18 protein-coding genes are annotated in these 19,450 nt (G+C 68.4%); 9 read left to right on the forward strand and 9 right to left on the reverse strand.

Features of this window, described 5'->3' with window-relative positions; all coding sequences use genetic code 11:
- Nucleotides 1–24: 24 nt before the first annotated feature.
- Together ACMXN5_RS31375 and ACMXN5_RS31380 are read left to right on the forward strand one after the other, a co-directional pair.
- Entirely contained in the window at nucleotides 25–1,071 is a 1,047-nt protein-coding gene (locus ACMXN5_RS31375) for an ABC transporter permease (protein ID WP_439678280.1), read from the forward strand.
- On the forward strand, nucleotides 1,068–3,923 hold the full coding sequence (locus ACMXN5_RS31380) for an ATP-binding cassette domain-containing protein (protein WP_439678281.1): 2,856 nt from the start codon (nucleotides 1,068–1,070) through the stop codon (nucleotides 3,921–3,923). The genes ACMXN5_RS31375 and ACMXN5_RS31380 overlap by 4 nt, the downstream gene beginning before the upstream one ends.
- 174 nt (nucleotides 3,924–4,097) lie before the next feature.
- Here ACMXN5_RS31380 and ACMXN5_RS31385 read toward each other — a convergent pair whose 3' ends face one another.
- Nucleotides 4,098–5,021 carry an NADP-dependent oxidoreductase gene (locus ACMXN5_RS31385; RefSeq protein WP_439678282.1) on the reverse strand — a complete coding sequence of 308 codons (924 nt, stop codon included), beginning with the start codon at nucleotides 5,019–5,021 and terminating at the stop codon, nucleotides 4,098–4,100.
- Between the two features lie 442 nt (nucleotides 5,022–5,463).
- On the reverse strand, nucleotides 5,464–5,652 hold the full coding sequence (locus tag ACMXN5_RS31390) for a hypothetical protein (protein WP_439678283.1): 189 nt from the start codon (nucleotides 5,650–5,652) through the stop codon (nucleotides 5,464–5,466).
- A gap of 354 nt (nucleotides 5,653–6,006) precedes the next feature.
- Between ACMXN5_RS31390 and ACMXN5_RS31395 the strand changes: the two genes are divergently transcribed.
- The 4 genes from ACMXN5_RS31395 to ACMXN5_RS31410 all read left to right on the forward strand — a co-directional run bounded on the left by ACMXN5_RS31395 (nucleotide 6,007) and on the right by ACMXN5_RS31410 (nucleotide 9,995).
- Entirely contained in the window at nucleotides 6,007–6,498 is a 492-nt protein-coding gene (locus tag ACMXN5_RS31395) for a hypothetical protein (RefSeq protein WP_439678284.1), read from the forward strand.
- A 368-nt stretch (nucleotides 6,499–6,866) separates the two neighbouring features.
- Complete coding sequence (locus ACMXN5_RS31400; RefSeq protein ID WP_439678285.1) at nucleotides 6,867–7,157, forward strand: transposase; 291 nt, start codon at nucleotides 6,867–6,869, stop codon at nucleotides 7,155–7,157.
- A gap of 582 nt (nucleotides 7,158–7,739) precedes the next feature.
- Nucleotides 7,740–8,993 (forward strand): group II intron reverse transcriptase/maturase, encoded by a 1,254-nt coding sequence (gene ltrA, locus ACMXN5_RS31405; protein ID WP_439678286.1) that lies wholly within the window; start codon nucleotides 7,740–7,742, stop codon nucleotides 8,991–8,993.
- A gap of 129 nt (nucleotides 8,994–9,122) precedes the next feature.
- The gene (locus ACMXN5_RS31410; protein WP_439681316.1) at nucleotides 9,123–9,995 is read left to right on the forward strand and encodes an IS3 family transposase; all 873 of its coding nucleotides are present in this window, start codon (nucleotides 9,123–9,125) and stop codon (nucleotides 9,993–9,995) included.
- Between the two features lie 39 nt (nucleotides 9,996–10,034).
- Here ACMXN5_RS31410 and ACMXN5_RS31415 read toward each other — a convergent pair whose 3' ends face one another.
- Nucleotides 10,035–10,193, reverse strand: coding sequence for a hypothetical protein (locus tag ACMXN5_RS31415; RefSeq protein WP_439678287.1), 159 nt, complete (start codon nucleotides 10,191–10,193; stop codon nucleotides 10,035–10,037).
- A gap of 1,344 nt (nucleotides 10,194–11,537) precedes the next feature.
- Complete coding sequence (locus ACMXN5_RS31420; protein WP_439678288.1) at nucleotides 11,538–12,389, reverse strand: SDR family oxidoreductase; 852 nt, start codon at nucleotides 12,387–12,389, stop codon at nucleotides 11,538–11,540.
- Between the two features lie 97 nt (nucleotides 12,390–12,486).
- On the opposite strand from ACMXN5_RS31420, the gene ACMXN5_RS31425 reads away from it, so the two are divergent.
- The 3 genes from ACMXN5_RS31425 (at nucleotide 12,487) to ACMXN5_RS31435 (ending at nucleotide 14,581) form a co-directional block, all read left to right on the forward strand.
- The gene (locus ACMXN5_RS31425; protein ID WP_439678289.1) at nucleotides 12,487–13,089 is read left to right on the forward strand and encodes a TetR family transcriptional regulator; all 603 of its coding nucleotides are present in this window, start codon (nucleotides 12,487–12,489) and stop codon (nucleotides 13,087–13,089) included.
- Between the two features lie 668 nt (nucleotides 13,090–13,757).
- Nucleotides 13,758–13,928, forward strand: coding sequence for a hypothetical protein (locus tag ACMXN5_RS31430; RefSeq protein ID WP_439678290.1), 171 nt, complete (start codon nucleotides 13,758–13,760; stop codon nucleotides 13,926–13,928).
- A gap of 230 nt (nucleotides 13,929–14,158) precedes the next feature.
- Nucleotides 14,159–14,581 (forward strand): hypothetical protein, encoded by a 423-nt coding sequence (locus ACMXN5_RS31435; RefSeq protein ID WP_439678291.1) that lies wholly within the window; start codon nucleotides 14,159–14,161, stop codon nucleotides 14,579–14,581.
- 218 nt (nucleotides 14,582–14,799) lie between these two features.
- Here ACMXN5_RS31435 and ACMXN5_RS31440 read toward each other — a convergent pair whose 3' ends face one another.
- The 5 genes from ACMXN5_RS31440 to ACMXN5_RS31460 all read right to left on the reverse strand — a co-directional run bounded on the left by ACMXN5_RS31440 (nucleotide 14,800) and on the right by ACMXN5_RS31460 (nucleotide 19,305).
- Nucleotides 14,800–15,999: a methyltransferase domain-containing protein gene (locus tag ACMXN5_RS31440; protein WP_439678292.1), complete on the reverse strand. Its 1,200-nt coding sequence runs from the start codon at nucleotides 15,997–15,999 to the stop codon at nucleotides 14,800–14,802.
- The gene (tgmB, locus tag ACMXN5_RS31445; RefSeq protein WP_439678293.1) at nucleotides 15,996–17,012 is read right to left on the reverse strand and encodes an ATP-grasp ribosomal peptide maturase; all 1,017 of its coding nucleotides are present in this window, start codon (nucleotides 17,010–17,012) and stop codon (nucleotides 15,996–15,998) included. The genes ACMXN5_RS31440 and tgmB overlap by 4 nt, the downstream gene beginning before the upstream one ends.
- Nucleotides 17,002–17,214, reverse strand: coding sequence for a hypothetical protein (locus ACMXN5_RS31450; protein ID WP_439678294.1), 213 nt, complete (start codon nucleotides 17,212–17,214; stop codon nucleotides 17,002–17,004). Before ACMXN5_RS31450 ends, tgmB begins: the two co-directional genes overlap by 11 nt.
- Nucleotides 17,215–17,541: 327 nt before the next feature.
- Nucleotides 17,542–18,906 (reverse strand): caspase, EACC1-associated type, encoded by a 1,365-nt coding sequence (locus ACMXN5_RS31455; RefSeq protein ID WP_439678295.1) that lies wholly within the window; start codon nucleotides 18,904–18,906, stop codon nucleotides 17,542–17,544.
- Between the two features lie 9 nt (nucleotides 18,907–18,915).
- On the reverse strand, nucleotides 18,916–19,305 hold the full coding sequence (locus ACMXN5_RS31460; protein ID WP_439678296.1) for an effector-associated constant component EACC1: 390 nt from the start codon (nucleotides 19,303–19,305) through the stop codon (nucleotides 18,916–18,918).
- Nucleotides 19,306–19,450: the final 145 nt, after the last annotated feature.

The following is a 19,450-nucleotide window of genomic DNA, read 5'->3' on the forward strand; positions in this document are numbered from 1 at the left end:
GCCGTGACGCAAGGAACCGACAGGGTGCCCGCGGCGTTGCGCGAGGAAGCCGCCGCGGACGTCGGGCCGGTCGGGTCCGAGGAGCCCGGCCCGGCGACGGGGCCGCGGCGTGTCCTCGCGTCGCCATGGCTCGGCTTCGCGCTGCGCCGTCTCTTCTGCATTGCGCTCGTCCTCGCCGTCCTGGTCGGACTGACTCTCTGCATGGTGCAGTCGATGCCCGGCGACCCGGCCCGTGTGGCAGCCGGCAACAACGCGACGCCGGAGCAGATCACCCGGATGCGACACGACCTCGGCCTCGACCAGTCGGTGGCCGCGCAGTTCGGCGACTATGTCGGCGGCCTCCTCCGAGGCGACCTCGGCACCAGCTACACCACCGAGGAGAAGGTCTCCGACATCATCGCGGATCGCCTGCCCTACACCTCCGAACTCGCGCTGCTGGGCGTCCTGGTGGTGTTGCTGGTCGGCGTACCGCTGGGCATGGTCGTCGCGGTCGCGTGCCACGACGGCCGACGGCGACATCTGGACGGCGGCTTCACCCTGGCGACCGGCATCATCGGTTCCACACCCGAATACATCCTCGGCACGCTCCTCGTGCTCGTGGTCGGCATCGAACTCGGTTGGCTGCCGGTCGCCGGAGCCGCCACGGCGGACGCACTCGTCCTCCCGGTGATCGCCGTGGCACTCGGGCCGGTGTGCACCATCGCCCGGATCGTACGCCGCGAAACCGCCGTCGTCCTCGCCCAGGACTACATGCGCACGGCCCGCGGGCGCCGCCTCCCGGCCCGCCGCCTCTATCTGCGGCACGCCCTGCCCAACCTGCTGACCGGCACACTCACCGTCGCGGGCCTCCTGCTCACCGGACTGCTCGGCGGCACGGTCGTCGTCGAGAGCGTGTTCGCCTGGCCGGGCGTCGGCACCCGGGTCGTGGAGGCCGTCACCTTGCGGGACCTGCCGGTCATCCAGGGCGTCGTACTCGTCCTCGGCATCCTGGCGTGCCTGCTCAACCTGCTCGTCGACGTCGTGCTCGGTCTCCTCGACCCGCGCACCCTGACGGGGAGAGCCGCGTCGTGACCGCCGTTCCGTCCCCGCGCCGCGACCGCGCGGCCACCCGACCGCCACGCAAGCGCCTCGGTGCGATGCTCGTGATCGGCCTCATCGGGTTGGGCCTGCTGGTACTGCTCGCCGTCGTCGCCCCGTGGATCTGGGGCGACGACGCCGACAGGCTGGGTCCCGACGGACACCTCGGCTCGTCGGGCGAACACTGGCTCGGCACCGACGCGCTGGGCCGCGACATCTTCGCGCGCACCCTCGTCGCCACGCGGCCGACCCTCGAACTGTCGGCCCTGGCAACGCTCATCGCCGCGACGGTCGGCATCACGCTGGGCAGCCTCGTCTGGGTCTGTGGACCGGGCGTACGGGCCGTCGGCCTGTGGGTCATCGACGTGATGATCTCCTACCCGGCCGTCATCCTCGCCCTCGTGATCGCCGCGATCCTGGACCCCGGGCCGAAGGCATGCGTCATCGCCATCGGCGCGGCGGCCGGCCCCGCCTTCGCCCGGCTGACCGCGAATCTCACGGCGTCGGTGGCGGGGCGGGACTTCGTCGGCTCGGCACGCCTGCTCGGCGTCGGACCGCTGCGCCTGATGCGGCGACACATCCTGCCCAACATCGCCGAACCGCTGCTGGTCCTGCTGTCGGTGTCGTACGCACATACCCTGATGGCGCTCTCCGCCCTGTCCTTCCTCGGCCTGGGCGTGCAACTTCCCGACTACGACTGGGGCGGGATGCTGGCCGTCGGACTCCAGAACCTGTACACCAATCCGGTCGAGGCGGTCGGCCCCGCCGTCGCCGTCGTGCTGGCCGGGCTGAGCGCGAGTTTCGTCGGCGACGGACTGGCCGCGGCGGCGGGACGCTCCTCGGCGCCGGCGATGAAGGCGAAGGTGTCGGGAGCGGCGTCGGGGGCGGAGCCGGAGGTGGCAACGGGTTCGGATCCGGTCCCGGCCCTTCCGCATCGAGCGAACCCCGCCACGCCGGTGCGTACCGTCGAAGTCCCGGACGATGCCGTCCTGGTGATCGATGGACTGCGAGTCCTGCGCGCCGACGGCACGGCACTGGTCGACGGCGTGACGTTCCACATCGATGCCGGCGAGATCGTGGGTGTGCTCGGCGAGTCCGGCTCCGGCAAAAGCCTGACGGCGATGGCCGTCGCACGACTGCTGCCCGGCGGGCTGCACGCCACCGCGCGACGCGCCGCACTGCGCGTTCCGGGAGCCGACGAACTGGACCTGATGGCAAGTGGATCCGAGTCCGCGACGACCCGGCGCCGCCTCGCCACCGAGATCGGCATCGTCCACCAGGACCCGTCGGCGTCGTTCAACCCGGCGCTCAAGCTCGGCGGACAGTTGACCGAGACCCTGCGCGTGCACATGGGGGTCTCACGCCGCGAGGCCGCCCGACGCGCCGTCGAGCAACTGGAGTTCGTGCGGATCACCGATCCCCCGGCACGGCTGCGACAGTATCCCCACGAGTTGTCCGGCGGGATGCGTCAGCGCGCGATGATCGCCTCGGCGCTGCTGACCCGGCCTCGCCTCGTCATCGCCGACGAGCCGACCACCGCCCTGGACGTGGTGGTGCGGGCCGAGGTGCTGGGCCTGTTGCGCGCCGCGAAAGAACGCGACGGCACGGCGATGTTGTTCGTCTCGCACGACATCGGGGTGGTCGGCGACCTGTGCGACCGTGTCCTGGTGATGTACGCCGGGGCGGCTCGTCGAGGAGCTGCCCGCCGCGAATCTGCGCGCCGGACGCGCCGAACACCCGTACACCCGGGCGCTGCTGGCGGCGACGCCGCGCCTCGACGACACCCCGTCGCCGGGGGACACCGACGGGGCTCGGGGGCTCGCCGCCATCTCGGGCCGTCCGCCGCGACCCGACGAGCGGCCCCCGGGATGCGCGTTCGCCCCGCGCTGCCCCGCCGTGTCGCCGATCTGCCACACCACGCCGCCCCCCGTGCACGCTCCGGCTTCCGGGCTCGGCGTCGTGTGCCACCTGCCGGGTCGCGGATCCGCGACCGAGGAAAAGCCGCCGGAGACCACCCGATGAGCGCCACCACACCCGACGGGCCCACCGCCACGCGGGACGGCTCGGCCGGCTCCGGCACCCCGGTTCTGACCCTCGACGGCGTCAGCGTCGCCTTCGGGCATGGGCCGCAGCGCAAGACGGTGCTGCACGCCGTCGACCTGACCGTGTCGCGCGGGCGGACACTCGGCCTGGTGGGCGAATCGGGCTCCGGCAAATCCACACTCGCCAAGGTGGTGGTCGGACTCGTCCGGCCCGTCGGTGGGCGCCTCCTGCTCGACGGCACCGACGTCACGCGCTTGCGCGGCCGTGCCCAACTGTTCGCGCGCCGGCGGCGGGTACAGCTGATCGCGCAGGACCCGTACACCTCGCTCAACCCCCGCATGACCGTCGGCGAAACGATCGCCGAGGCCATCGACCCGCGCCGGGGCGGCGCGACCCGGCACCGCAACGCGGTCGAACAGCGGCTCACCCAGGTAGCCCTGGGCGCGGACGCCGCCACCCGATATCCGCACGAGTTCTCCGGCGGCCAACGGCAGCGCATCGCCATCGCCCGTGCCCTCGCCGTCGAACCCGAGCTAATCATCGCCGACGAGGTCACCTCGGCACTCGACTGCTCGGTCCAGGCCGAGGTGCTCGACATCCTCACGGCGCTGCGCCGCGATCTCGGGCTGACCATGCTGTTCATCTCCCACGACCTCGCGGTCGTCCGCCACGTCAGCGACCACGTGGCGATAATGCGACACGGTCGCCTCGTCGAAGTCGGCGCCGCGGCCGATGTGTTCGGGGCGCCGCGCGAGCCGTACACCCGGCTTCTGCTCGGCGCCGCCTCGCCGGGAGCGAGGTAGTCCGCGGTTCCGGGCGAAACCGTTCCGCGCGACCTGCGGAGCCGGATGGCACAACGGTCGACCACGGGCCGCACCCGGCAGCGGCTCCGCCCGGACGAGGCATCCGTCGATCAGGCGCGGGCGGTACCGGACCTTCCCGGGGTGGCGAGCCCGGGCATCGCAGGCGAGTACACGTCAGGAGGACAGGATGATCTTCCCGTTCAGGCCGCCGGCTTCCAGGGTGCAGTGGGCTCGAGCCGCTTCGGCCAGGGGCATGACGGCGTGGACGCGCTGGGCGAGGGTTGCCTGGGCGTGGAGGTTGAGGACGGCCTCCAGCGCGGCGGCGGTGCGGTTGTCGGCTGCGCCTCCGGCGGAGAAGCGGGCACCGTGGGTTTGTGCGGCCACCGGGTCCACGAGGGTCAGCACGTGCGCGGGGTCCCCGGTCAGCTCGACGGAGTCGCCCAGGACATCGGCACCCGAGGTGTCCAGGGCCTTGTCGACGCCGTCGGTCGCCAGGGCCCGGATGCGGTCGGTGGCGCCCGCGCCGTAGACGACGGCCGAGGCTCCCAGCGCGGTGACATAGGACTGGTCGGCGACGGAGGCGGTGCCGATGACGCGGGCACCGCGGGCGATGGCGAACTGGACGGCGAGGCTGCCGACGCTGCCGGCCGCTCCGTGGACCAGCAGGGTTTGGCCGGCGGTGACGTCGAGTTCTTCCAGCGCGCGCCAAGCGGCCTCGGCAGGGACGGGCAGGGCTGCGGCCTTCGAGTCGTCCATGCCTTCCGGGATCGTGGAGAGGTTCGCGGCGTCGGCCAGAGCGTGGGTGGCGTAGGTGCGGGCGGCGGTGCCGAAGACGGCTGTTCCGGTGGCGAGGTGGTGAACGTCGGGGCCGACGGCTTCGACGGTGCCGGCGAGTTCCAGGCCGGGGATGTGCGGCAGGTCCAAGGGCATGAAGTCGGACATCGCCCCGCTGCGGAGTTTGGCGTCGAGCGGGTTGACACCGACCGCGCGTACGGCAACACGAATTTGACCGGGGCCGGGGTCCGGCACGTCGGTGGCGACGGGCTTCAGGACGTCGGGGGAACCGTATTCGGCGAAGGCGATGGCGTCGGCATGCATGGATCGCGCCTTTCCTGCTCGTGAACGCGTGCGCACCAGGGTCGTTGTGCGTGTCCCCACCGGTGCGTACCGCGGCGCCCTTCGACGCAATGAAGTCGTACGATGCGAAACGTATATCTTTGTCTACCTTGTCGCCTGTGGACATGCTGTGCCGGACACCGTGGTAGCCCGGATGCCGTACGCGAGCGTGGGCCGGACGACGATCTCGTCCGCGGAGGCGATTCGTACCTCCGAGTCGCCGGATCGCGATGGCCCATGCCGCGCAGCCGACATCACGCATTCGATTTCGGTAACACTTTCGCGGAGCGTCCTGGCCTGGCCGTCCGTACCGTTCGATGCCACGGGACGAGGGGAATCGACGGCCGGGTTGTTGCCCGCCGACCACCTGGACGGGAATCTTGCCGCCGTATCGGTGGTGACGGACGGCGGGGGTGCTCGGGATTCAGGGGACGCGGGCGAGGCCGCCGTATTCGATGACGTCGGTGCGCTGCAGAATGCGGGGTTCGGCGTCGGAGTGCCGGTCGATGACGTCCGTCAGGCCGGGCGGTTCGATGTCCAGGTCCTCGAGGAAGTCGTCCACGGCGCCCGGCGAGCGCACGACTCCCCACCGGCCGACGGTGGCCTCCTCCATGCACCGCGTGACGGCGTCGCGGGCGTGGGGGTCGCCGGAACTGGCGTTCTGTGCCCGTCTGCTCGCCCGACACGCTCGCGCCGACGAGGCGTTCTCGATGCTCGTTCCCCACGTCGAGGACTGGATCCCCGCGGCGGCGTGTTGGCGGGGTTTCGTTCGAGCACGGTGACGCGGCCGACCTGGCCGATGTCGCAGCCCGTGCCCGGTCACCGGCGGGAGATCGACTACACCCAGACACTGCGCGAAACGGAATGAGCCGGCCGTATGCGATTTCGGGCAGCGAAGCCCGTTCGACATTGCCGGGAACGGACAATGCGTGTACCGGCGCGGCGGGCGACGATGGCCGCATCGGCGTTGAGGGGGCGAACCGGCATGTGGTCGGCGATCAAGCGGACGAGTGTCCACGAACCGCGGTTGGGTCCGTTGGAGCGGGTCGACGGGCGCTGGGGGATCGGGGATCGGGGTCCCCATGGCGACTGGAACTGGCTGGAATTTCGCGAGGACGCGTTGCACGAGCATGTATCGGGTGGCGAGGGACGGGTGGTTCCCTGGGGCAGGATCATGGAGTTCGGGGTGTTGCGCCCTCCTTTCCTGGGTTCGGTACACCTGACTCTGCGCCACCCGTACGAGCCCTTCCACGCGCGCTACGACCTGCACGCCCGCCGATACGGCGCGCAGGAGTACCTGTTCCTGAGGTACCTGCTCGGGCAAACCGCCGAGGCGCACGAGACACAGCGGCTCGGCGATCCGGACTGGCTTGCCCGCGTCATCGAACGCCTGCCCACGGAAAGGGTGTGGACCTGGCGGCGCCTCGACGAAGCGGTGGCCTCGGCCCGGCACACCTGAACCCGGTTCCCCGGGGACCGGACGCGACGTCGGACCGCCCCCCACGACCGTCGCCGGCACGATCCGGCGAACATCGGCGAACGCCTCGACCGCCTCGGGTGCGTGCCGACTCCGCATCGGGGACCGGTCGAGGTCCCGGGTGGCATGAGTACCTGTTCCCATCGCTGCCTCGGTATCCATCGGTTCACCACCAAGGAGAAGAAGTGGGTGACCTCCTTCACCGCACACGCACTCCACGTGGTTTCCGAAGAGGGCACCGAGATCGTGGTGAACCGTGCGTTCGAGGGCGGCTTCACCTGGGGTGCCTCGAAGGTTTCGGACAGAGATCCAATAAGGTTGACCTGTAAGGAACCGAGGAAAGCAGCAAGATGGCACGCCCCAACCCGTACACGCCCGAGTTCCGCGAGGAAGCGGTTCAACTGGCATTGAAGTCCGCGCCCCGGGCGATCGCACAGACCGCGCGGGAGCTCGATGTCCACCCGGAAACGCTCCGCGCCTGGGTTCGAGAACATCAGCGCAAGCACGAAAAAGCCGAAGGGCCGCTTGCCGTTGACGAACGCGCCAGGTTGAAGGAACTCGAACGCCGCAATCGCGAGCTTGAGATGGAAAACTCGTTCCTGAAAAAAGCCGGTGTGCCACGAACGCTGGAGGTCGTCTGAAGTAGGAGCGACCGAACGCGGTGCTGCACAGGAGATGAAGGATTGTAGGCCCTTCGGAGCCGCCCTTCGGGGGGAGGCTCCAAACCGCCCTCTGCTGCGTTGGCTGAAGACCGTCGTGGTGAGCGACGAGGGAAAAGGCATCCACGAGGTGTCAGGTGGGGATCAAGAAGGCGTTGCATTGAAAATCCCGTTCGGGATTCACTGTCGAAGCGTCGTTATTTAGAAAAGTGGCATCGAAACCGGGTGTTATGGCTTGGCCCGGGAAGAGTCTGGCGGGTGCCCGATGTATTGGCCAGGCGGTGCCCGGCGTGGAGGTGGCGCGAGCTTGATCTGCGGCTCCTGTGCGGAACGTGGGAACGCGTGTCCCGACACGATCCCGACTCGGAAAACGGGCGGGGCGACAGGGAGTTCCCCAAGCGTTTGAAACGCGAGGGGGTGAGTACCGTCGCGGGACACGCGGGCGGACCGGCCCGTAGTAGCGAAGATTCTCCTGCTTGATGCGGTGGGAGGGAAGCGAAGGGGCCGGCTCGGCCGTGGTTCGTGCATTCGATCAACCAGGAAAAGAATCCTGGGAGGAGTCTCGTGGACGAGCAGAGACCGCGGAGCAAGCCGTTCGATATTTCGAAACAGGAGGTGTGGGAGGCTTATCTGAAGGTGCGAGCCAACAAGGGCGCACCGGGAGTGGACGGCTGCTCGATCGAGATGTTCGAAGCGGATCTGAAGAACAATCTTTATCGGATCTGGAATCGGATGTCGTCGGGCAGCTACTTCCCGCCCCCGGTACTGGCGGTGGAGATTCCGAAATCGCACGGCGAGGGTACTCGGATTCTCGGAGTGCCCACCGTCGCGGACAGAATCGCGCAGACCGTTGTGGCAGCCCGACTGGAGGAGGTCGTGGAGCCGAGATTCCACGACGACTCCTACGGGTATCGGCCGAACCGGTCGGCACTGGACGCGGTGGGAAGGTGCCGGGAACGTTGCTGGAAATTCGACTGGGTGATCGATCTCGACATCCGGAAGTTCTTCGACAGCGTGCCCTGGGATCTTGTCGTCAAGGCGGTGGAGACGAACACCGATCAGCCCTGGGTCGTCCTCTACGTGAAGCGGTGGCTGGCCGCTCCCGTACGGATGCCCGACGGTTCGCATGCCGAACGAAATTGCGGAACTCCACAGGGATCCGCCGTTTCACCCGTGCTCGCCAACCTGTTTCTGCACTACGCGTTCGACGCCTGGATGGCACGGAAGTTCCCGACCCTGCCGTTCGAGCGGTATGTCGACGACGCGGTGGTGCACTGCCACAGCGAGAGCCAGGCCCGAATGGTGGCCGGGGCGATCGGTGAGCGAATGGAACAGGTCGGACTGCGACTGCACCCGGACAAGACCCGAATCGTTTACTGCAAGGACGGAAAACGGCAAGGCTCGTACGAGCACACGTCGTTCGACTTCCTCGGGTTCACGTTCCGGGCCCGGGGCGTACGCAGCAGGCACGGAACGGTGTTCACCGGTTTCGGCCCGGCGGTCGCCAAGACCGCCCTGAAGAGGATGAGTCGGTGCGTGAGGTCCTGGCGACTGCACCACTACACCACCTTCTCGGCGCAGGACATCGCACGATGGATCAACCCCGTCGTGTCGGGATGGATGAACTACTACGGGCGGTACCACCGTTCGGAGTTGTATCCCCTGCTCAGACGCATCAACGCCTACCTGGTGCGCTGGCTGAGAAAGAAACACAAACGGCTGAGGACCTTCGCCAAGGCGCACGCGGCATGGAGACGGACCACCCGTCAATACCCGCGTTTCTTCGCGCAGTGGCGATGGGTCCACGCTTTCTGGTGAGACCGAGAAGAGCCCGGTGACGGGAGACTGTCACGCCGGGATCTGTGGGAGCCCGGGGGTGCGATTCCCCCGGGCCACCCGACCAGCGTACTTCGCGAAGGATCCCCGGTAGGCAGCAAGTACGAGTTCATCGAGACGATGCGACTCGATACCGTGGAGTACGCATATCCCGTCGCATTCATGTGCGACCGCCTCGGTGTGTCCAAATCCGGCTACTACGACTGGCGGCGCCGCCCGGAATCCGCGACCGCCGGGCGGCGCGAGGAATTGAAACGGCTGCTCACGAAGGCATTCGAGATGTCCGACGGCACGTACGGATATCGTCGCATCCGCGCGCAGATGTTGCGCTGGGGCGTGGCGGCCGGCCCGGAGTTGGTGCGGCGGATCATGCGCGACCTGGGCCTGGTGCCCTGCCAGCCCCGCCCGAAGCGCTTGTCCCTCACCCGCGCCACGTCCGCGCCTGTGCCGGACCTGGTCGGCCGCGACTTCACCGCCGCCGCTCCCGGGGAAAAGCTCGTCGGGGATATTACGTACATTGCGACGGCCGAGGGTTGGCTTTATCTCGCGACTGCGATCGACTGCTGCACGAAAGAGGTCGTCGGCTACGCGATGGACGACCATTACCAGACGCCGCTGATATCACGGGCGATTCGCAACGCGGCACGCAATCGCCCCCTTGCCGAGGATGCCATATTTCACTCCGATCGCGGAAGCAACTACATGTCGGCAGAGTACGCGCAGGTGCTCGGCGGACTCGGCCTGCGTCGCTCCGTCGGTCGTACGGGGATCTGCTTCGATAACGCAATGGCCGAGTCTTTCTTCGCATCCTTGAAGAACGAGTGCGTCTCCCGCACGAAGTACTCGACTCGCGAGGAAGCTCGACGAGATATCACTCGGTATATAGAATTCTGGTACAATCGCAAACGACTCCACTCGGCGGTGGGATATCGCCCTCCTAGCGAGGTGCATGCCGAGTTCGAAGAGTTGCGACTCGCCGCGTGAATCGACAGTCATGACCCTGTCCGAGAAACGCGAGGCCCCTCAGTACGCGGTCGAGCGGGTGCCCTGAGCCTGGATCGCGCAGACCCGACCGGGTGGTCGGGTGGTCACGCCGCGGGGGCGGCTGGGGCATGTGGCGTTGACCGTCGCCGACGACGGGTCGTCCACCTCCGGGTGGGTCCAGGGGCTCGCCACGTTCATGCCGGCCCGCGGCACCGCAGCCGAACGCCGCTTCGCCGACGTCCGCAGCGACACGGCGGCGGGGACCGAACGCGCCGTCGTCCGGGACCTGGCACCCCTGCGGCCCCGCGACGAGTACGACACCATCCATCGGGCCCGGGCTCTCCAGCAGACCGACGACTGGAGGGCCCACTACAGGATCCACGCCGGAGTCGAGGGCACCATCTCCGAAGGCGTCCTCGCCCACGGCCTGCGCAGAACTCGGCTGGAGCGCAATCCACCGTCGCACCGGGAGGCCGGATGGGGAAGTCGTCGAGGGTCGAAGGGCCGTGTCCGGCACGGCCGGAGGTCTTGCCCAGGAGTTCGGACGCCGGCCCGGGTTCCGGATGCCGTTGCCGCCCGTCCCGGTGGGATCGCGCGCCGGTAATCATCCACAAGCCGCACGAGGTGGTCCTACCACCGTCGTTCCAGTCAGGCGGCGCAACCTGCGGTGCGACCATGGCACCGAGAAAGCGTCTTCGGCAGGCACCTGTCCAGCCGGACGACACGGACCGGCCAAAGGGGCGAGTGGAGTTCACACGTGCGCGGTTGTTCGACGGCGCCGATCCGGAGTCCGGACCGTACTTCGACGAATCCCGGCGCCGCATCACCGATCAGGCCGAACGCGAACGCCTGCTCCAGTTCCTGGCACACGGTGGCGCGACGATCGAGCGGGCCGCAGGATTGGCCCCGGATCGGCTCGACGCGTCGAAGGGCGACGTCGTGCCGATCGCGACGGTCACCGACGGTTCCTGGGTGTGGACGCGGGCACACGCCTACTACTTGGAGGAATACGGATACGGGCCGGATCCGCAATTCCACGAACACATCAGGTCGCAGGGGTACCGAGCGACCGACCCGGCGAAGGACGTCCGGGCTGCGGCGCTGGAGTTCCTCCGTCGCCATCGCCACGAAGCGTCGTGCCCCTGTAGTCCGCTCGGCCTCACCTGCGCGTGGCCGGCCTGTGTACAGCGACACCTGACCGTCACCGAACCCGCCGGGCGTCAGGCCCGGCGGGTTCTCCAACCGACGGCCGACAGTGACATCAATTCACGTCGACAATGCTCATATGGCGATGCCCCAAGCGGCTCCCGGCCTCACCGCGAAACGACTTCCACAGAAGGCGGCACAGCCGCGAGGGTGAGTCCGGTTTCGGTGACGAACCCGTCGAGGAGGTGGGGTCGCGTCGGTACTGCATGCGTTCGAGTCGGGTGCGGGCCAGGGCGGCGAGTTCGTGCGAGGCGTGAGCCCCGGCCTGCGCGGCCGGGGCTCCGTGGTGTCACCCGTTGGTGCGTGTTGCGGTGTGCGGGTGTTGTTGTTCGGGGGTCACCGGGCGGCTTCGGGGGCCGGCATGAGGGCCGTCCACAAGGGGCTGGGGCTGCCGGTGTTGGCGGCGCGGAATTCCTGCCAGTACCAGTCCTGGCCGAGCAGTTGCTTGGCACGGGGGATGGCGGTGCCGTCGGGGCCGGAGTAGTAGCGGACCTGGGCGAGCTTGCCGTCGGTGACGGCCTCGTGGATGACGTCGGCGGTCACACGGGGGTGGGAGCGGACGACGTTGGCGGAGAAGAAGGACTCGACGGAGGCGTGGTAGGCCTCCGGGACGTCGGTCGCCCGGTCGATCTTGTGGAAGATGCGGGTGTCCATGTTGCCGGGCAGGACGGCCTTGACGGCGACGCCGAACTCGGCGAGTTCGAGGTTGAGGCCCTCGCTCAGCGAGACGACGGCCGCCTTGGAGGCCTCGTAGACGGAGGTGTAGGGGTAGCCCTGGTCGGCGCTGATGGAGCCGATGTTGACGATGACGCCGGAGCCCTGCTCGCGGAAGTGCGGGATGAACGCCTTGTTCAGGGCGATGAGACCGAAGACGTTGGTCTGGAACTGGCGGTGGACCTGGTCCATGGTCGTGGCCTCCAACGGGCCGGCCTGGTAGTAGCCGGCGTTGTTGACCAGGGCGTCGACGCGGCCGAACTGCTTGACGGCCAGGTGGGCGAAGGCCAGGTCGGCGTCCTCGTCGTCGACGTCCAGCAGGAGGGTGCGGACGTTCGGCAGGTCGCCGTGGACGTCGAGGTCACTCTCCTTGCGGACGGTCGCGACGACGTTCCAGCCCTCGGAGGCGAACCGCTCGACGGTGAGCTTGCCGAATCCGCTGGAGGTGCCGGTGATGACGATGGTCGAGGACATGATGCGCTCCAGGTCTAGGTAGGTAACTTCTTACTTACGAGAATGGAAGGCGGAGCCCGAGTTGTCAAGTAGGAAGTTACTTACATAGACTCTCGGTATGGCACGCAACGCAGAAGAGACCCGGCGCAAGATCTTCGACGCCTCCGTCGACGAGTTCGCGACCTACGGCATCGCCGGCGCGCGCGTGGAAAGGATCACCGCCACCGCCGGAGTGAACAACGCCCTGATCTACCGCTACTTCGGCAACAAGAGCGAACTGTTCGACACCGTCTTCGGCGCCCTGGCCACCGAACTCGTCGAGGCGATCCCCTTTGCCGCGGACGACCTGCCCGCCTACGCGGGGAAGCTCGTCGACTACTACGCCGAACGCCCCGCGGTGGTCCGGCTCGCCGCCTGGTACCAGCTCGAGCACGGCGAACGCCCCCTGCCCCAAGTAATCCGCAACTCGCAGCAGGACAAGATCGCCCGGATCGAGGAGGCCCAGGCCGCCGGCAGCCTCACCAGCGCCTACCCGGCCGCCGACCTCTTGAGCATGATCCTCAGCCTCACCCACCTCGCCACCGACGTGGCGCCCCCCGGCATCGACACGAAAGACCGTGCATCCCTTGCCGAGCGCAGGCGCACCGTCACCACCGCAGTGGCCGCCATCCTCGCCCCGCAAGCCGTTGCCGAGCCGTCGGGCCAGGTTGACCAGGGCTAAGGCGTGGCCGCGCGGACATCCGGCCGCGACACCATCTACCAGTCCTACTAGCTTGCACTTCAGCTGGGAACTGAGCGGCTCCGGCCCCTCTCTGTCAGCGTGTGGTGAGACGCCCGTTTGATCCGGGTTAGGCTGAGAGGGCACGACAGGAGCATCCTCCGGCCAGGTCCGCTACCACGACGCCACCCGCCACATCATCCCCGCCGTGGCCGGCATCTAGCGCCTGTTCATCGCCTACGCCAACCGCCGCAGCTGGGAACAACCCCGCCGGCGCCTGGCAATACCAGGGCAACGCCGGCATCTGGGCCCCCGACGGCGAACCCCTGGTCGTCGCCACCGCCGAAGACCGCCAGCACGACACCCTGCTCATCGCCGACTGCCTCCCCGCCGCCGTGCCGCCCTTCAGCCCCGAAGGCCACCACCCCACCGACAACCGCCTCGCCCTCAACCCCGTCCTGAAGCCCGCGCGCTGAGGTCCCTCCCAGTACCCGAACGCACCACCTCCGCACCACGATGTGCATACATCAAAGGGGCCAGCGGGAAACAATCCGTATATGCAACGGCGTCGCAGGTATTTGGGAATCGCGTCCTTCCCTCGGAGTCTGCCAGTGGTCGCAGATGCCTTGGGCATGGTCGAACAGGTGTGCATCGGCGAGCACACGCTAACCATGACGCTTCCGCTCCTCGGAGACACCATGGGCTCGTTGGAGGCACCATCGGGCTACCCGGGCAGGCCGCTTCCCCCGCGCATGGTCAAGGCGTTCGAACGCCAGTGGGGATATCGCAGTTCCGACCGGATCTACTGCGTAACGGCGGCGGCAGCCTCCGTCCTGCTGTGACCCCAGGAAAAGATGTACGAATCGGAAGAGTTCACCAATTTGAGCAGGGCGTTCTTCCCTTGGTCAAAGCGGTCCAGGAGTGGGCTTCGGTCTGGACCGGAATGCCTCTCGGGAACTTCGACGATGCGCGTGAATCGGCTCTCCACATCCCCGACGGTGACAGGTACATCACCGGAAGCCCCACACGGATGCGAACCCTCTTCGTCTCGAAGCCGTTGAGTCGAGCCCAGGTGAGCGGAGCACTTCGCCGTGCTTCCCGAGGTGAACACCTTCCTGTTGAACATCAACTGCTGCTGTCTGCCAGGGACGCGCAGATCGGCGGCGATTTTCGTAAGGCAGTCATCGATGCAGCGACGGCAGCCGAGGTCGCCCTCGCGTCCTACGTCGCCGACCACCTCAGAACGATGGGTCTGGCGTCCGAGTTCATCGACGAGATGATCAAGGACGTCAACGGTGTGGTGAACCTGCACGGGCTGTGCACACGCCTGGGCGGCGAGCCGGGAGTCACCAAGAACAAGCTCACGTCACAACTGGCGAACATCAGGAACAACGCCGCGCACGGAGGGAAAATCCCCACCTCAGAGGAAGTACTCGCCGCCGGTAGGCATGCCGTGACTATCGTTCACGCTCTCCGGTCCCTGCCCGAAGTCTGACCCCGGCCTCAGCGCCGCCACGAGCTTCTCCCCGTCGTATCTCGGTGAAGGCCGGGAGCGGTGGAGGGAGAGCGTCACGCGGCCTGGTCGAGCACGGTCGCCCGGCATCGTCACCGAAATCAACCCGGACATCTGACGTTCATCCATTCCGGAGAACGTGCGGGTTCGGTGACCACCCGGTCTCGCACGCTGCTTTGCAGCCCTTTCCGGGGGCTGTCTCACAGCGCCCATGTGTACATGCGCCCGTCCGGGGCTGCGAGGCGGACGTGTTGGCCGGCGGGGCCCGCGTCGAGGGTGAACCATTCTCGGCGGGGCCGGTTCAGGTCCTGCCACAGTTGGTGCGCGTGTTCGATCGGGGCCCATAGGTCGCGCGGGCCGGTCCGGGTGACCTTGGCACCGTCGTCGGTCTCGGTAATGGTGGCGGCGCAGCCGTCGAGGGCACGCAGGGTGGTGACATGGAGGCCTTCGGCGTGGGCGAAGGTGCGGGTGATGTGGGGTTCGAGGTGGAGCTGGGCGAAGAAGGAGAAGGTCCAGTCGTCCAGGATCCTGGGGGTCAACGTCGAGGTGCGGGTCCGGTCCGCGGCGTGGCCGGCCTCCGGGTGGGCGGGCGGAGGGTGGCCGTCGGCGTGGTCGGTGTCGGGCAGCAGGGGCATGAAGGCGGCGGGGGTGTGCATGAGGCGGCCCGACGCGGTGTCGTCGGGGAGTTTCTTCAGCCAGGCGATCGATCCGCCGGCGAGGGTGCCCTTGAGCGGAACCACCAACACCGCGCCCGGCGCGCACTGTTCGATCCACGTCTTCGGGACGCGCGGGACCGAGGCGGTCGCGATCAGGCGGTCGTATGGGGCGTTCGGGGCCCAGCCGCCGGTGCCGTCGGCCAGGACGACGTCGGGGGTGAATCCCACGGTATTGAGACGTTCGCGGGCGGTGTCGACCAGGTGCGGGGTGTGGTCGACCGTGGTGACGTTGTCGACCCCGACGAGCCGGGAGAGCAGGGCGGCGTTGTAGCCGCTGCCGGTGCCGATCTCCAGCACGCGAGCGCCCGGAGTGGGGTCGAGGGCGTCGAGCATGTCGGCCATCAAGTCCGGCGCGGTCGACGAAGATGTCGGCAACCCGGACACACCCTTGAGCGGGGCGTGTTCGGCGTGGACGCCATCGACCTCGGTGATCAGCGACTCCCCCGAGTACACCGCGTCCCACCAGGCACCGTAGGCGCCGCTCTCGTCCGTGTCGTCGGCACGCCACGGAACGAAGCGGTCGCCGCTCTCGCGGCGGTAGAACACCGGGGTGAAGACGTGTCGCGGGACGTTGAGGAACGCCTCGGCGATTCGGGACGAGAGCACGACGTCGCCGGCAGCGATCCGCTCCACCAGGCGCACCCGGGCAGCAATCAGGGCTTGGTCGTCGTCGAGGACGCTCACGTAACTCCTTCGAGGTAGTCGGCGATCGCCGCCGTGATGCGCAGTCCGGTGGCCTGTTCCACGAATCCGTACTGGCCGGACGGGTTCAGCTCCAGCATCACCCACTCGCCGGTCGGGGTGATCACGAAGTCGAACGCGCCGTACGGCAGACCGAGCGTGTCGAGCATGGCCAGGACACTCCGGGTCACGGTCGGGGGCGGGGCGCAGATCTTGTAGGCGAGGTTGTCGTAGTCGCGCCGCCAGTCGACCCGGGCGGCGGCGGAGCCGGCGTGGATCTCGGCCGCGAACACCCGACCCGCCACCACCGTGAGCCGACACTCGTACGCCTTGGGGACCGCTTCCTGGAACAGGTGCGCGGTGGTGGCGATCGCGGGGTCGTCCAGCGCGGTGGGGTCGACGACGCTCGCGTACACGGCGACGGAGGCACCGTCGACCACGCCGCGGACCGGGCCGAAGGGCTTGTACACCACCGGGCCCGCGACCCCGACCGCGAACGCTCGCGCGGCCGCCGGGTCATTGGTGATCAGCGTGCGCGGGACCGTCAGACCGCACTCGGCAGCCACTCGCAACTGCAACGGCTTGTACTCGGCATCCGCCGCCCGACCCGGAGGCGGCAACCACCGGCACGGCAACGCGGCCAGGAGCCCGCCGAAACCCAGGCGGGCCTCGCGCTCCGCGACCCGCCGCGCCGGCACCGACATGCCGGCCGGGAAACGCGGCCGAGTCGGACGACGGTAGTAGACCGAACGCACGGCAGCCAGGTCGAGGCTGCGTCGGTCATTGCGCAACGACCCCGTCCAGGCCGCGCCGTCGAACGACGCGGCCAAGGACAACTCCAACGGGAACTCGGCCGGATCGGCGCGAAAAACCGGCACGGCGCGCCTGTTCAACTCCTCCACCACCAGGTCCGCCGTCGGATCGAAACGACCCGACAGGACCAGAACACGGCCCTCACGGCGCAGCGGTGCGCGTGGGGCTGGGGCTGGTGGTGGGGAGCTTGGTTCAGTCGTCACTGGGGCCGGGGTCGTCCGGGGCGTCCATCTGGCCCGACGGTAGGGTGGGGCCGTACGTCTTGGGCGGGTTCTTCGTCATGTAGACGCCGGGCGGTAGGTCCTCATAGATCCCGGTCTGCGTGTCCTCGTCGTACGACAGATCCGCAGGCAGGATGCCGCCGGTGCCGGTGACCGGGACCAGGAACCGGAACGCGAACGGCACGGGACCTTGTCGATCCGACAGGTCCGGTAGCGGCTCCGCCCCCGACGGGTTCACCGGCAGACGCAACTCCGGCGCGTCCAAGCCCCATCCGACCGTTGGTCGATCGCGTGCACCCGTATCGGCCACAGCCGTCCCCTCCCCGCATGGTGATAACGCCACGAGCATGCCCACCCACACACCGCCACCACAAGAGGCGCGAGGCGATGATGCGGACAGCGGCCCAAACCGGTCCCGACCGACGAACACACCACCCACCACAGGGAATTCTCGATCACGCTGCGCGGCCTTCTCAAAACCTGCCGCACCGCAGGTCAACCGCACCTCCCCTCAGCGGGGCAGAAAGATCACCATGGACTCGGTTGCCCGGTCCCAGGGGCAGCGGTTGTGGGTGTCGTCGATGGCGAGGCGCACGATGAGGATCACGCCGAGTACGGTCAGCGTCGCAGGGGCTCCGACGAGCAGACGAAGCGCGGCTCGGGCAAACTTGCGCGGCAGTGTGAGCCGGGTGCCTTGGTAGTCGACGGTCCGTAGGCGGCACAGTAGTTTCCCGTACGAGGCGCCGGTGAAGAGCTCGGGGCCCGTGGCGACGAGCAACCAGGACGCGAGCCCGACGACGAGCCCCTCCCTGATGCCAAGGTCGTCCAAGAAGCCCACCGACCGAAAGAATTCGGCCACGGCGAAGAACATGACGACCAGCATCACCACATCGGTCAGGAGCGCGACGGATCTTCGGCCGAGTGTCGCGAGTTCGCCCGCCTTGCGTGTCGACGGCGGCGGCACCGCGACCGAAAACGGAAGCCCACTCGATCGGGGTGGGCGGGAAGGTGGCGGTGTGAGGAACGCCGAGCGGTCGGACCGGGTCTTGCGTGATGCGCCTTTCACGGGCGCGTCGGGCGTCTCGGGCCGGCCGGTCGTCCGATGGTGGGCTCGGTTGCGGACCCAGTCGTGTCGGACGACGGCATTGTGTCCGAACTGCTGCGGCTCGGGGCTGCCTTGGGCGCGCAGTCGATGACGCACCAGACGCCACACCAGGTACGGGGTCAGGGCCGGGCCTGCCCCCTCAACGCCGTTGTCGAGGATATCGATCAGCGCACCGGTGAACTCGGGATATTCGCCTCCGGGCGGTGCGAACGACCGGCCCGTCCCGGGCGCGGAGGTCAGCACGCAACTGCCGTGATCCTCTGCGTCGTCGAGGTCGTCCCGCTCGAGGAGGCGGGCCAGGTGGGGGCGGGTGAGTGCCGGTGGTGCGCCCATACCGCCGGCCAGGCCGCTGTAGCAGCAGTCGAGTACGGTGATGCGGCGTCGGGCCCGGCCCCCGACCCGGTTCACGACACGGCGAAGCGACGTGTAGTCGAGAGTGCCGATCTCCGGGTGCTCGTCATCGGCGTCGGCCAGCGCGAGGCGGAGCTGTTCGCCGTTGCGGTCGCGCAGGCCGTGTCCGGCGAAGTACACCAGCAGGGTGTCGGTGCATTCGCGCGCCGCGTCCCGGACACTGCTCAGGATGGTATCGCGGGAGGCGTCGGATCCCAGCACGGTGACGTGGTCGGCGGGCAGTCCCCACACAGTGGGGTCGCACAGCAGTCCAGCCAGTCGGGTCACGCCGGCGACGACCGGCGGCAGGGGATCCAGCCGGGTGTACGCGTGCACGCCGACCAACACCGCGCGGCTGGCCGCCGGGTCGGGGACGGTCATCGCGGGCACCTACGCCAGCGGAGTGTCGTCGGTCGCCCCCAAGGCTTGGGCAAGTCGGGCGAGGGCGTCCGGTGAATCGCCCTCGATGGTCACCCGGGTACCGTCGCGTTCCACGATCAGCCGCGTGCTCTCCCGGAGACGATGCGGCAGCGACGCGCGATAGCTCAGGTGGGCGTAGACGAGCGAGCCCAGCGAGAATCCGGACGACGTGGCAAGCGCGATCCACGACACCAGGTCCGCGGACATCGCCCCCTGGTCCGTTGCCGGGCGGATCCTGTGGATTTCGGCGTACGTGGAGACGGCGCGATCCTCGATCAACCAGTCGGCAAATTCCCCGGTCAACTCGGCCGTCCTCGCCTGCTCGGCATCCGCGCAATCCACCCTGATACGAAACTCCATCGCCCCACCCCCAAAGTGCCGTACCCGCCCTCGGCAGAGCCCGCGCATCCGGAGAATCGAGCCCGGGACGACGGGTCGTATTGGTATTGCGTTGTCACGGTAGGATCTGAACGGAACCCCGCGCAGGGTTTCCACCAAAGACGGA

It is taken from the genome of Embleya australiensis (assembly GCF_051903075.1).
Taxonomy (GTDB): domain Bacteria; phylum Actinomycetota; class Actinomycetes; order Streptomycetales; family Streptomycetaceae; genus Embleya.